Here is a 13,192-nt window from a genome sequence, read left to right as displayed (position 1 = left end):
CCATGATTCATACACATTTTACCCACAGCGTTATCCACAGGTAGTGCGTTGCTAAGCCCCCAAAAACGCATTATCTTGTACCTCGGCGCTAAAAAAACCCTACATGTAGGGTTTTCAGCGAAAAGACCAAACACATATCAGACAAGAAACTCAAGCGCTTTCTTGCTCGCGCTTGGTTGAACCAAAGCATTTTTTGAAAGCCCAAACCGCGCACGCGGATGGCGGCCGTTTTCCAACCCGATTGGCAGAAAACGGTACGGGTGTTGCAGGGCTTGAATGGGGCCACTGTCACCCACCAGGAATACGGCGAAGGGCTCCCCGGCCCCGAACCAAAGACTTCGGCATGGAAGCGGCGCGATGAGCTCCCTTCCTCCTGTCCCGAAGTTGTTATGCCAGGCCCAGGCCTGCTGTAAGTGCTTCAGGACGGAACGGTGGGCACCGTGATGGTGCCCAAATAAATATAGAATGTGGAGACACCCCCTCATGCAAACCGACACAACTCGCGAGAACCCGCAGGGCTCCGTGCCGCAGGCCGCTGATTCGAACCTGGATCTGTCCGCCACTGCACCTGGCCAACTGCGCGTGATCAAGCGTAACGGCACTGTCGTTCCTTATACCGATGACAAAATCACCGTCGCCATCACCAAAGCGTTTCTTGCAGTTGAAGGCGGCACCGCTGCCGCTTCGTCGCGCATCCACGACACCGTTGCACGCCTGACCGAACAGGTCACCGCGACCTTCAAGCGTCGCATGCCATCGGGCGGCACTATCCACATCGAAGAAATCCAGGACCAGGTAGAACTGGCCCTGATGCGTGCCGGCGAGCAAAAAGTGGCCCGCGACTACGTGATCTACCGTGACTCGCGCGCCAAGGAGCGTGCCGTACGTTCCCCGGCCGAAGAAGCCGCCGTACAAGCGCACCCGTCGATCCGCATCACCCTGGCCGACGGCAGCTTTGCCCCGCTGGACCTGGGCCGCCTGAACACGATCATCACCGAGGCCTGCGAAGGCCTGGAAGAAGTCGACGGTGACCTGATCCAGCGCGAAACCCTGAAGAACCTGTACGACGGCGTGGCCCTGACCGACGTCAACACCGCGCTGGTGATGACCGCCCGTACCCTGGTCGAGCGTGAGCCGAACTACTCGTTCGTGACCGCCCGCCTGCTGATGGACACCCTGCGCGCCGAAGGCCTGGGCTTCCTGAAAGTCGCCGACAGCGCCACTCACCACGAGATGGCCGACCTGTACGCCAAGGCCCTGCCGGCCTACATCGCCAAAGGTATCGAATTCGAATTGCTGAACCCGGTCCTGGCCACTTTCGACCTGGAAAAACTCGGCAAGGCGATCAACCACGAGCGTGACCAGCAGTTCACCTACCTGGGCCTGCAAACCCTGTACGACCGTTACTTCATCCACAAGGACGGCATCCGCTTCGAACTGCCGCAAGTGTTCTTCATGCGCGTGGCCATGGGCCTGGCGATCGAAGAGAAGAACAAAGAAGACCGTGCGATCGAGTTCTACAACCTGCTGTCGTCCTTCGACTACATGTCGTCGACCCCGACCCTGTTCAACGCCGGCACCCTGCGTCCACAGCTGTCGAGCTGCTACCTGACCACCGTGCCGGATGACCTGTCGGGCATCTACCACGCGATCCACGACAACGCCATGCTGTCCAAATTCGCCGGCGGCCTGGGCAACGACTGGACACCGGTGCGTGCACTGGGTTCTTACATCAAGGGCACCAACGGAAAGTCCCAGGGCGTCGTACCGTTCCTGAAAGTGGTAAACGACACCGCCGTTGCCGTGAACCAGGGTGGCAAGCGCAAAGGCGCTGTATGTGCCTACCTGGAAACCTGGCACATGGACATTGAAGAGTTCATCGAGCTGCGCAAGAACACCGGTGATGACCGTCGTCGTACCCACGACATGAACACCGCCAACTGGATCCCTGACCTGTTCATGAAGCGCGTCTTCGATGACGGCAAGTGGACCCTGTTCTCGCCATCCGAAGTGCCGGACCTGCACGACCTGACCGGCAAGGCCTTCGAAGAGCGCTACGAGTACTACGAAGCTCTCACCGAGTACCCAGGCAAGGTCAAGCTGTTCAAGACCATCCAGGCCAAAGACCTGTGGCGCAAAATGCTGTCCATGCTGTTCGAAACCGGCCACCCATGGCTGACCTTCAAGGACCCATGCAACCTGCGCAGCCCGCAGCAGCATGTGGGCGTGGTCCACAGCTCGAACCTGTGCACCGAGATCACCTTGAACACCAACAAGGACGAGATCGCCGTTTGCAACCTGGGCTCGATCAACCTGCCGAACCACATCGTCAACGGCAAGCTGGACACCGCCAAGCTGGAGCGCACCGTCAACACCGCCGTACGCATGCTCGATAACGTCATCGACATCAACTACTACTCGGTGCCACAGGCGCAGAACTCCAACTTCAAGCACCGTCCGGTTGGCCTGGGGATCATGGGCTTCCAGGACGCGCTGTACCTGCAGCACATCCCTTACGGTTCCGATGCAGCGGTCGAGTTCGCCGACAAGTCCATGGAAGCGGTCAGCTACTACGCGATCCAGGCTTCCTGCGACCTGGCCGACGAGCGCGGCGCCTACGAGACGTTCCAGGGTTCGCTGTGGTCCAAGGGCATCCTGCCGCTGGATTCGCAACAGATCCTGATCGAAGCCCGTGGCCAGAAGTACATCGACGTCGACCTGAACGAAACCCTGGACTGGGCCCCGGTACGTGCCCGTGTGCAGAAGGGTATTCGTAACTCCAACATCATGGCCATCGCACCGACCGCCACCATCGCCAACATCACTGGCGTGTCGCAGTCGATCGAACCGACCTACCAGAACCTGTATGTGAAATCGAACCTGTCGGGCGAATTCACCGTGATCAACCCGTACCTGGTTCGCGATCTGAAGGCCCGTGGCCTGTGGGACTCGGTCATGATCAACGACCTGAAGTACTACGACGGTTCCGTGCAGCAGATCGAGCGCATCCCGCAAGAACTCAAAGAGCTCTACGCGACCGCCTTCGAAGTGGACACCAAGTGGATCGTTGACGCCGCCAGCCGTCGTCAGAAGTGGATCGACCAGGCCCAGTCCCTGAACCTGTACATCGCCGGCGCTTCGGGCAAGAAGCTGGACGTGACCTACCGCATGGCGTGGTACCGTGGCCTGAAAACCACTTACTACCTCCGTGCCCTGGCCGCCACCAGCACCGAGAAGTCGACCATCAACACCGGCAAGCTGAACGCAGTGTCCAGCGGCAACCACGGTGATGACTCGGTACTCGCAGCGCCAGCCGGCCCGGCACCTGTGCCAAAGGCCTGCGCGATTGACGAGCCGGATTGCGAAGCTTGCCAATAAGCTGAACCTGCCCTGGGTTTAACCACCCGAGGCAGAAAAGCCCCCGATACACCTAGGGTGTATCGGGGGCTTTTTCTTGGGCGGGCATAAAGCCCTTGTTGCGATATTGCTGTTCGGTCAATACCTGGATGGACAGCGTGAAGCAGATGCAAATGTGGGAGGGGGCTTGCTCCCGATAGGGTGTCAGTCAATGGATACTTGGCTGATTCACCGCTATCGGGGGCAAGCCCCCTCCCACATTTTAAAGCGCTAACCTATCAGGTCATCTGAATGATGGTCTGCATGATGGTGCTTTGGGTGGAGATGGTCTTGGCGTTCGCCTGGTAGTTGCTCTGGGCCTTGATCAGGTCCACCAGCTCGTTGGTCAAGTTGACGTTGGAGTTCTCCAGGGAACTGGCCTTGATCGACCCCAGAGTGCCAGATTCCGGTGCGTCGTAGCCCGGCTGGCCCGACGCGAAGGTCTCTTTCCAGGTCGTACCGCCGGCGGGCTGCAGGCCCTGCTCGTTGTTGAAGCTGGCCAGGGAAATCTGGCCGATGGCCTTGCTCTGCTGGTTACTGAAGGTGGCGAAGAGCACGCCGCTGCCATCGATCTTCAGGCCGGTGATCTGGCCGGTGGCGTAACCATCTGTGACCGGCGGGTTACGGTAGCTGGCCGAGTTGTACTGGGTGACGGTGCCCATGTTGATGGCGATGCCATCCTTGTTCGCCGTCGCATCGTTAGCTTTCCATACTCCATCGGTCACCGTGCCAGGTACCCAATCCTTGATGGTCAAGGTGTTACCGGCAACACCGCCGGTCACGATGCTCTTGAGGTTACCAGCACCATCGAAGCTCAACGTCGACGGCACAGGCGCCTTCACGTCAGCACCGGTACCGGTAGGAGCCGAACCATCAGGATTGCGGCCATCGATCAAGGTGTAGGCCTGCCACTGGTTGGCATCGGTTTTGACCAAGTACTGCACCATCGGGTGCGCATTGCCCTGGGAGTCGTACAAGGTGGTGCTGTATTGCGTGGTGAAGCTTTCGGACTTGGTTGGATCAAACGGGTTCTTGGACTGATCGATCACCGGCGACGAGGAGTTCAGGTTGCTGGAAGAGTCCACCTTGGTAGACGCCTTCGGCGGCAGGTTCGCCAGGTTCAGCTGCAGGTCAACCAGGCCGCCTTTGGTGATTTTGCCATTCTCGTCCGCGGCATAGCCTTGCAGGCGCGAGGTGCCGGTATTGTTGGTGATATAGCCGTCTTTGTCCGCACGGAAAGCACCGCTACGGGTGTATTCCAGCGAACCGTCGCTGCCCTTCTGCACGAAGAAGCCACCACCCTGGATCGCCATGTCGAGGATGCCGCCACTCCCGTTGACGTCGCCCTGGGTGAACTGCTGGGACACCGCCGCCAGGTTCACACCGTTGCCGATGCTGTTCTGGCCGGTGCCCAGCTTGGAGGCCGCGTAGATATCCGCGAATTCCGCACGGGATGACTTGAAGCCAGTGGTCGCGACGTTGGCGATGTTGTTGCCGGTCACGTCCAGTTGTTTGTTGGCCGCATAGAGGCCGCTAAGGCCGATGTTAAAAGACATGTTTCTCTCCTCTGCCGTATTTAGCCGGCTCTATGTACCGATAGTCTGAATTTGCGACAGCTTGACGCTGCCCATGCCGCCTGCAAGGTTGAGCAGCATTTCGCCGCCGGTCTTGCTCAGGGTCACGCTGGTGACCGTGGCTGGTAGCGAGGTGGTCAGGGCCACCGCGTCACCTTTGTCGTTCTTGGTGGAGGCATTGAAGGTGTAGGTGCCGGCTGGGGCGACCTCACCCTTGTCGTTCTTGCCGTCCCAGATAAAGCTCTGGCTGCCGGCACTCTGCGCGCCCATATCCACGGTGCGTACGACGTTGCCGTCCTTGTCGGTGATCTTGACGGACACGTTGCCCACCGCCGATGGCACCGCCACTGAACCGTTCATGCTCTTGCTGGTATCCACCATGGCTTTGTCGGTCTGGATAATGATCGACCGCCCCACCAGCGACGAAGCCTGCAGCGCTTGAGAAGAGCTGAAGTTGCTGGAGATGTTGTTCACCGAGTCGTTCAGGGTGTTGATGCCTTCCAGGCTGCTGAACTGGGCAAGCTGGGCCACGAACGCGCCGTTGTCCTGGGGCGACAGCGGGTTCTGGTTTTTCAGCTGGGTCACCAGCAACTGCAGGAATGCGTCCTTGCCCAGCGCCTGGTTACCCGTGGCCGCTTTGGAAACATTCGAGACATTGTTCGACGCGTCCTTGACCTTGGAGTTGAACAGGTCCTGGACAGCCGTGTTGTTTGACGTATCAACGATGGCCATTATTTGGCGCCCCTTATCACTGACCCAGGGTCAGGACCTTCTGCATCATGGTTTTGGCGGTGTTCATCATTTCCGCGTTGGTCTGGAACGAACGGCTGGCGGAAATCATGTCAGCCATTTCCTCGACCACGTTGACGTTGGGGTAGTAGACGTAACCCTTTTCGTTCGCGGCAGGATGGTTGGGCTCGTAACGGGCCTCCAGGTTGCTCTGGTCTTCGACGACGCCCAACACCTGCACGCCGGAGCCAGCTGCGTCCTGATTCTGGAACAGCGACTCGCTGCCGCCTGCCTGGCCACCCTGGAACATGGTGGCGAATACCGGATGGCGGGCGCGATAGGTCTGGTCAATGCTCGAGGAGACGGTCTCGGCGTTGGCGATGTTACTGGCGACGGTGTTCAAACGCGTGGTCTGCGCGCTCATGCCACTGCCGGCAATATTGAAAACACTGGACAGGGACATGGCTTACTCTCCGCGCAGGGCTGACATCAGCCCTTTGAATTTGCTGTTGAGCAGGGTGAAGCTGGCTTGGAAGTTCACCGAGTTTTCGGCGTAGTTCGATTGCTCCAGCTGGGCGTCAACGGTGTTCTGGTCGATCGACGGCTGCATCGGCGTGCGATACAGCAGCGACTCGTCACCATTGCCCAGGCCTTGCGCTTCGATATGACGGCTATTGGTCATGTTCAAGGCGAAGGTGCCGTTCTTGGTCTTGTCCTGTTGTGCGGCGAGCACGGCGGAGAAGTCCAGGTCCCGAGCTTTGTAGTTCGGGGTGTCGGCGTTGGCGATGTTGTTGGCCAGGACTTCGGCACGCTGGGCGCGGAAGCCCAGGGCTTGTTCGTGGATACCGAGCGCTTTATCGAAGCTGATGCTCATGGCGGAAACCTTTAGGCTGACCTGCTGTTCGTTAGCAGGGTTATAGCAAGGTGTATGCCAAACTTGCGAAAGCCCCGTATATGAAGGGTTTCGAGGGGAGTTGCCGGCGACTATGCCAGAAAAGCGGCAAGCGATTTCCGCGTAGTGCCAGTAAAGCGGCAATGGGCAGTTGCCGCTTTACGCCAGCTTGCCGAGAAAACAAATGTGGGAGCTGGCTTGCCTGCGATGGCCGAGTGCCTGCCGACCTATTCGTCGACTGACAAAACGCTATCGCGGGCAAGCCCGGCTCCCACAGTTTTATTGCCTATACCCGGCCTACTTGGCCTGATAGATGATTCCCGGGCTGCACTGCACCATCTGGAAGTGATCCGGCAGGCCGTTCAATGCCTCGGAGGCACCGAGGAACAGATAACCTCCACGCTTGAGCGTGCCATGGATACGCAACAGGATGTCTTTCTTCACTTCAGCGGAGAAATAGATCAGCACGTTGCGGCAAAACACCATGTCGAACTTGCCCAGGCTGGCATAGCTGTCGAGCAGGTTGAACGAGCGGAATTCGACGCGGTTCTTGATCGGCGCCTTGATCGCCCAACGCCCCGCCCCTTTGGGATCGAAGTAACGTTGAAGGCGCTCCTGGGACAAGCCTCGGCCCAACGCCAGGCTGTCGTACTCACCGGTCTTGCAGTTGGTGAGCATAGTGCCGGACAAGTCCGTGGCCACAATTTGCGCGCCGGCTTTCAACTGGCCCATGTTGGTCCGCTCGAACTCGTCGATGGACATCGAGATCGAGTACGGTTCCTGCCCCGAGGAACAGGCCGCCGACCAGATGCGCAGGCGCTGGCCCGGGCTGGCCTTGATGGCTTCCGGCAAGACTTTGTTCTTGAGCACTTCAAAGGGATAGGTATCGCGAAACCACAAGGTTTCGTTGGTAGTCATGGCATCGACCACCATTTCCTTGAGCCCACTGCGCGGCTGCCCCTGGATCCGCTGGACCAACTCACCCAGGGACTTGATGCCCTGCTGTTCCATCAGCTTGTTGAGACGGCTGGATACCAGGTACTGCTTGTTTTCACCGAGCAATATGCCACAGGCTTTTTCCAGGAAGACCCGGAACTGTTCGAAATCCAAATTACCCGTAGACAATGATGCCGCCTCTTAAATCGTGTGACCGCCAGGGGAAATCCCCTAGCCGTGATCTGCTGCCTTGATCCGGTCGACTACCCGGGATGCGAGGTCATCAGGACGGAACTTGGCCAGAAAGTCATCCGCACCGACCTTCTTGACCATTGCCTGATTGAATACCCCCGACAACGAAGTATGCAGGATGATATGCAACTTTTGCATGCGTGGATCGTTACGTATTTCGGCCGTGAGCGTGTAGCCATCCATTTCCGGCATCTCGATGTCAGAGATCATCATCAAGAATTCTTCTTCAGGCCTCTTGCCTTCGTCTGCCAGCTTGCGCAGGTAATCCAAGGCCTGGCGGCCATCATTGAGCGCTACCACCTCAACCCCGACCGTTTGCAGGCAACGCGTGACCTGCTTGCGCGCTACAGAAGAGTCGTCCACGGTCAACACACGCAGCGAAACCGCCTTGTGTGCCGTTTCGGCATCCACCACCCCGACGGAAATGGTTTCCGAGGTGGGGGCCACTTCGGCGAGGATCTTCTCCACGTCGATGATTTCCACCAACTGGTTATCGACCCGCGTCACCGCCGTCAGGTAGTGATCGCGCCCCGTGCCCTTGGGCGGCGGATGGATTTCTTCCCAGTTCATATTGACGATGCGCTCCACCGAGCGCACCAGGAAACCCTGGGTCTTGGTGTTGTATTCGGTGATGATCACGAAGGGGTTCTGGCGGTCTTGCAAACCCGCGGCCCCCGTGGCCATGGCCAGGTCAAGAATCGGAATGGTCGCGCCACGGATGTTGGCCACGCCGCACACCACTGGACTGGACTTGGGCATGATCGTCAACTTGGGACATTGCAGCACTTCACGCACTTTAAACACGTTGATGCCATACAACTGTTTGCCATCCAGGCGGAAAAGCAACAACTCCAGGCGATTCTGCCCTACCAGCTGTGTGCGCTGGTTTACTGAATCCATTACACCTGCCATGCCCAGACTCCTAAATCCTAGGGGTACGACGCGTACCCAACACTAAACGGCACGAGCTTTGCTATTTACTGAGTATGGATATTAAAACGACAGTTTCCCGACACCCTGGCCGCTCACGCTACCGTAGACTGCTCTGCGCCGCGATGGCACTGCTTGTCTCGGGCCTGGGCGTCACGGCCCGTGCCGACAACGTCACCCTGCCTGATCTACTTATCGGCGTCACCCAAGGCTTTCTTGAGTTCACTGTAGAAGATTATCTGGCGACTACCCAGACGCCGGGGCGTTATGAAATTCAGGTCAACCAGTTGGACCCTCGCTTGCGCATGCCAATGTGCGACAAGGAATTGACAGCCACTCTGGAAAGCCCCGCCCAGCCCATCGGTCGTGTGACCGTAAAGGTACGCTGTGAGGGCGCCTCGCCCTGGACGGTTTTCGTACCAGCTCAGGTCAAGCTGTATCGCGATGTGGTGGTAGTGGCGCGACCGTTGAAGCGCACGGGCATCATCGGCTACGACGACGTGGCGTTGCGCGAGCGGGATATCAGCTTGATCAACCAGGGCTACCTGACGTCGCTGGACCAGGCCGTCGGGCAGAAACTCACGCGGCCAGTGGTCACCGACCAAGTCCTCACGCTGGTTCATCTGGAACAGGCCGAGGTGATTCGCAAGGGTGACCAGGTGGTAATTTCCGCCAGCAGCGGCGGCCTGAACGTCAGGATGCCGGGCGAGGCGCTGTCAAATGGCGGCATGAGCGAACAGATCCGCGTCAAGAACCTCAACTCCAATCGCGTGATCAAGGCGCGGGTCACGGCACCAGGCCAGGTCGAGGTGGCGCTATAGATGACTGGAATCAAATGCCAGCTTTTCCTACACTGTGTGCTGGATATTGAGCCGTACAGGTTTATTGTCAATCGAGCCTAAAGTTTGCCCGGGTATGGCCGAAAACATGGCAAGCGTCCAAATACCCAGAGGTTTTTCAACATGGTCATTGATTTCAGTCGTTTGAATAACGCCCCGGCTTTGCCCGGCAATACGCGCACCGGCGGTACCAAGGACAGCGTAGAGGCCAAGCAGCAGCCCTTGCCTGCCAAAGCAGAACAGGCCGCCGCCAGCCAGAGTGGGGAATCGGTACACCTGAGCAATGAGGCTCAACAGTTGCAGAAGGTCACTGACTCGCTGCGCGATCAACCCGTCGTCAATAAAGCCCGCGTGGCCGAGTTGAAACAGGCTATCGCCGATGGCAGCTATAAAGTCGACAGCAACCGTGTAGCCAGCAAGCTGCTCAACTTCGAAGCCGAGCGCTAGGCAAAAGCCTGCGCAGGGCTTTTGGACGCTTAAAACCCAAGGCCAGCCATGCACCACGACGAACATTTGCTCCAACTGATCATTGATGATCTGGCGCCGACGCAACAATTGCTCGAGCTGCTCAAGGAAGAATCACTGGCCTTGTACGGCCGGGATATGCCCTTGCTGGAAGAAATCCTGGCGCGCAAACAGTCGCTGATTGTCTTGCTCGAACAGCACGGCAAGAAACGCAGCGAGATTCTGATCAGCCTGGGCCTGCCCGCCGATCATGATGGCCTGGCACAACTGGCCAGCCACTCCTCAGTCGGCGATCAACTGCTGGCACAAAGCAAAGAACTCAATCATTTGCTCGCCCAGTGCCAGGAAGCCAACCTGCTCAACGGTCAGTCGATCCAGCTTCAGCAAGCCACCACCGCCAATCAGTTGCGCATACTGCACGGCGGAGAACCTCCGGCCCTGTATAACGCCCAAGGCTCCACCTCACGCCTGATCAAACCAAGCACCCGCAGCCAAGCCTGACGCCGGTTTACAGCGCGACCTATTCAAGGCGCGCTACATACTGGCAAAATGCCGGTTCTTGCGTGTAGTCGTATTTTGCCTGGAGATGGAAGAACCGTGTTCAACGCCCTTAATGCGGAAGATGCACCGCAGCCACCCAAGGTGCTCACCACGCCTCTGGAAATCGCCAGCACGTTGCGGATGCTGCAAGAAAGCCATGACCCGCTGATCATCACTTTCCACGAACGTAGCCAGCGCTTCCAGAGCTACCTAGTGGACATCGACCGGGACAGCAAGACGCTGGTACTGGACGAAATGATTCCCCGCGACGGTGAACGCTATCTTGAGAATGGCGAAGCCTTCCGTATCGAAGGCTTCCATGAGGGCGTGCGGGTTGCCTGGGAAAGCAACGGCACCTTGACCATCAGCGAGAAAGGCGGCCACCGCATCTACAGCGGCAGCCTGCCCGGCGAAGTGGTTTACCACCAAAGACGCAATGCCTTCCGCGCCGCACTGAAACTCGCGCAATTGGTGGATATTCAGTTAGGTGGCGAGAAGCTCAAGGTGCCTGTCAGCGGTAAGCTGTTGGACATCTCGGCAACCGGCTGCAAATTGCGCTTTGAAGGCGACATCTCCGAGCGTCTGCAGTTAGGCCAGGTCTATGATCGCTTTATCGCTGCCCTGCCCTTCGGCAGCATGACCACCTCTGTGGAACTGCGCTATCTGCACTTCGAAGACAAGATCAACACCACCTTTGCCGGCGTGCGCTTTCATAACATGAGTGGCTTGGTGCAGCGACAAGTGGAACGCTTTGTCTACCAATTACAGCGTGAAGCTCGGCGCTTCGATAAAGACGACGATCTTTAAGCGTTAGACGCTGAGATAAAAAACGGGCAGATCCTGATGGGATCTGCCCGTTTTTTCGTTCAGGGGCGTGCCCTGCTTAAGTCATGGGGATGTTCGTCCGGGTCTGGTGGCTCGTGCGGCTCTTCGCTCGTCGGCTCATCGGTTTCAGGGGCAGGCTCTGGATCGGGCACAGTGACTTGCATCTGATCCTGTACCACCTGCTCATCCACCCGCGGGTCAAGAGCAGCCACCAAAGGCGAACTGGACATGCTGTCGGGCATCGCCACGTGATGCAGCGGCGCGTCATCGACCTGATGCAGGTTGGTCACCGCCTTGGGGCGAATGCGCCACACCAGGATCAATGCACACAGGCTGAAAAACGCATAGAGCATCTGGCTGCCGAATAGCTTCATTACCACACCGGCCAACAGCGGCCCCACGCTGGCGCCGATCCCGTAGGTCACCAGCAACATGGCCGTCAGCGATACCCGACGATCGCCTTCCACATGGTCGTTGGAAAAGGCCACTGCCAAAGGGTAAAGGCAGAACTGCACCAGCGAACAGAAGAAGCCTGCCACGAACAACACTTCCAGCGGAACCTGCGTCATGATTGCCAACGGCAAGGCCGTCACCGCCAGGCACAAGGCGAAGCAGCGAATCAGCAGCGCGCGGTCATAGCGGTCCGACAACCAGCCCAGTGGCCACTGCACGACCAATCCAGCAAAAATGCAGCTACCCATGAACAGGCCGACTTGCTCGGTCGTCAGGCCCTGCTGAGAGGCGTACAGCGGTGCCAAGCCGTAGAACGAACCGACGATCAACCCAGCGCCCAACACGGTGCTGAGCGACTGCGGCACACGCTTGATAAAGAAGCGCGGCTCCATCGGGGCCGGGTGCAGTGGGGCCGGGTGAATGCGTCGAGTCATTGCCACCGGGACCAGGCACAGCGCAAAGCACAACGCCACGAGCATCAACAGCTCAAGCCCAAGATGAGGATGCATGACCAGGATCAGTTGGCCCAGCACCAACCCAAGGTAGGACGCAATCATGTAGCCGCTGAACACTACACCGCGCTGCTTGGCATCCGCCTGCTCGTTGAGCCAACTCTCGATGACCATGTACTGGCACATCATCCCCAGGCCCACGATCATCCGCAGCACGATCCAGGCTGGCAGCCAATCAATCAAACCGTGCCCCAGCACCGCTGCACCGACGATGCCCGCGCAGGTGGCGTAGGCGCGAATATGCCCGACCCGGGCGATGAGGCGGTGTCCGAGCTTGCCGCCCAGCACCAAGCCAAAATAGTTGGCGGCCATCAGCGCACCGACCCACAGGCTGTCGACATTGTCTGCTGCCAGACGCAAAGCCAGATAAGTACTAAGTAGGCCGGAGCCGATCAGCATCATCAAAGAGGCGAAATAAAGGGCTCGAAAAGATTTCCAGATCTGGCGCATCGGCGTTCCGAGCGGCTCCTTGCGGTGAGGGGTAGGGCTATCAGCATGATAGTCCGGGGCGGTTGGATCCGGACAGGCAGCAGGGCCTGTTCCCGGCGATTATTTTGTTTCACAGCTCAGACGCTACGTGGGTGTCTGCGAGGTACATAACCGTGGAGATAAATACATGGCGCACCACCTGTGAACCTTGATAACACGCAAGGTTCGACTGGTATTCGGGTATCTGTACAAAAGGTTTCAATGGAACGCTATGCAGGCTTTGGAAGTTGGCGTGCTTTTAGAGCGCCCAAAACAAAACCCCAACTGCTTTCGCAATTGGGGTTTCGGAATTTAATCTTGACGATGACCTACTCTCACATGGGGAAACCCCACACTACCATCGGCGATGCATCGTTTCAC

At 58.3% G+C, this 13,192-nt stretch carries 13 protein-coding genes; 6 read left to right on the top strand and 7 right to left on the bottom strand.

What is annotated here, in order from left to right:
- The first annotated feature begins 483 nt into the window (after positions 1-483).
- Positions 484-3,378: a ribonucleoside-diphosphate reductase subunit alpha gene (locus tag ACP7CZ_RS26000; protein ID WP_032895655.1), complete on the top strand. Its 2,895-nt coding sequence runs from the start codon at positions 484-486 to the stop codon at positions 3,376-3,378.
- 257 nt (positions 3,379-3,635) lie between these two features.
- On the opposite strand, the gene flgE is transcribed toward ACP7CZ_RS26000, so the two are convergent.
- The 6 genes from flgE to ACP7CZ_RS25970 all read right to left on the bottom strand — a co-directional run bounded on the left by flgE (position 3,636) and on the right by ACP7CZ_RS25970 (position 8,691).
- Complete coding sequence (gene flgE / locus ACP7CZ_RS25995; RefSeq protein ID WP_054922158.1) at positions 3,636-4,952, bottom strand: flagellar hook protein FlgE; 1,317 nt, start codon at positions 4,950-4,952, stop codon at positions 3,636-3,638.
- A gap of 30 nt (positions 4,953-4,982) precedes the next feature.
- Positions 4,983-5,702: a flagellar hook assembly protein FlgD gene (gene flgD / locus ACP7CZ_RS25990; protein ID WP_034128455.1), complete on the bottom strand. Its 720-nt coding sequence runs from the start codon at positions 5,700-5,702 to the stop codon at positions 4,983-4,985.
- A gap of 16 nt (positions 5,703-5,718) precedes the next feature.
- The gene (flgC, locus tag ACP7CZ_RS25985; RefSeq protein WP_032895649.1) at positions 5,719-6,162 is read right to left on the bottom strand and encodes a flagellar basal body rod protein FlgC; all 444 of its coding nucleotides are present in this window, start codon (positions 6,160-6,162) and stop codon (positions 5,719-5,721) included.
- A gap of 3 nt (positions 6,163-6,165) precedes the next feature.
- On the bottom strand, positions 6,166-6,573 hold the full coding sequence (gene flgB / locus ACP7CZ_RS25980; protein ID WP_034120825.1) for a flagellar basal body rod protein FlgB: 408 nt from the start codon (positions 6,571-6,573) through the stop codon (positions 6,166-6,168).
- Positions 6,574-6,888: 315 nt separating this feature from the next.
- Positions 6,889-7,716, bottom strand: coding sequence for a protein-glutamate O-methyltransferase CheR (cheR, locus tag ACP7CZ_RS25975; RefSeq protein WP_014719581.1), 828 nt, complete (start codon positions 7,714-7,716; stop codon positions 6,889-6,891).
- A gap of 42 nt (positions 7,717-7,758) precedes the next feature.
- Positions 7,759-8,691, bottom strand: coding sequence for a chemotaxis protein CheV (locus ACP7CZ_RS25970; RefSeq protein ID WP_034128456.1), 933 nt, complete (start codon positions 8,689-8,691; stop codon positions 7,759-7,761).
- Between the two features lie 74 nt (positions 8,692-8,765).
- Between ACP7CZ_RS25970 and flgA the strand changes: the two genes are divergently transcribed.
- From flgA to ACP7CZ_RS25950, 4 genes are all read left to right on the top strand, one after another.
- Positions 8,766-9,530, top strand: coding sequence for a flagellar basal body P-ring formation chaperone FlgA (gene flgA, locus ACP7CZ_RS25965; RefSeq protein ID WP_054922160.1), 765 nt, complete (start codon positions 8,766-8,768; stop codon positions 9,528-9,530).
- Positions 9,531-9,671: 141 nt separating this feature from the next.
- Positions 9,672-9,995: a flagellar biosynthesis anti-sigma factor FlgM gene (gene flgM, locus ACP7CZ_RS25960; protein WP_054922163.1), complete on the top strand. Its 324-nt coding sequence runs from the start codon at positions 9,672-9,674 to the stop codon at positions 9,993-9,995.
- A gap of 48 nt (positions 9,996-10,043) precedes the next feature.
- Positions 10,044-10,514, top strand: coding sequence for a flagella synthesis protein FlgN (locus ACP7CZ_RS25955; protein ID WP_034128459.1), 471 nt, complete (start codon positions 10,044-10,046; stop codon positions 10,512-10,514).
- A 96-nt stretch (positions 10,515-10,610) separates the two neighbouring features.
- Positions 10,611-11,360 (top strand): flagellar brake protein, encoded by a 750-nt coding sequence (locus ACP7CZ_RS25950; protein WP_054922165.1) that lies wholly within the window; start codon positions 10,611-10,613, stop codon positions 11,358-11,360.
- A 59-nt stretch (positions 11,361-11,419) separates the two neighbouring features.
- Here the strand turns inward: ACP7CZ_RS25950 and ACP7CZ_RS25945 are convergent, their stop codons facing one another.
- Entirely contained in the window at positions 11,420-12,793 is a 1,374-nt protein-coding gene (locus ACP7CZ_RS25945) for an MFS transporter (RefSeq protein ID WP_054922167.1), read from the bottom strand.
- A 180-nt stretch (positions 12,794-12,973) separates the two neighbouring features.
- Here ACP7CZ_RS25945 and ACP7CZ_RS25940 point away from each other — a divergent pair.
- A partial coding sequence (locus ACP7CZ_RS25940) for a hypothetical protein (protein ID WP_222937098.1) occupies positions 12,974-13,192 on the top strand: 219 nt, incomplete at its 3' end.

Origin of the sequence: Pseudomonas sp. DWP2-2 (genome assembly GCF_049897065.1) — a bacterium.
Taxonomy (GTDB): domain Bacteria; phylum Pseudomonadota; class Gammaproteobacteria; order Pseudomonadales; family Pseudomonadaceae; genus Aquipseudomonas; species Aquipseudomonas paracarnis.
Note: the sequence above shows the minus strand (reverse complement) of the source record. Positions and strands in the feature narration are given on the sequence as shown.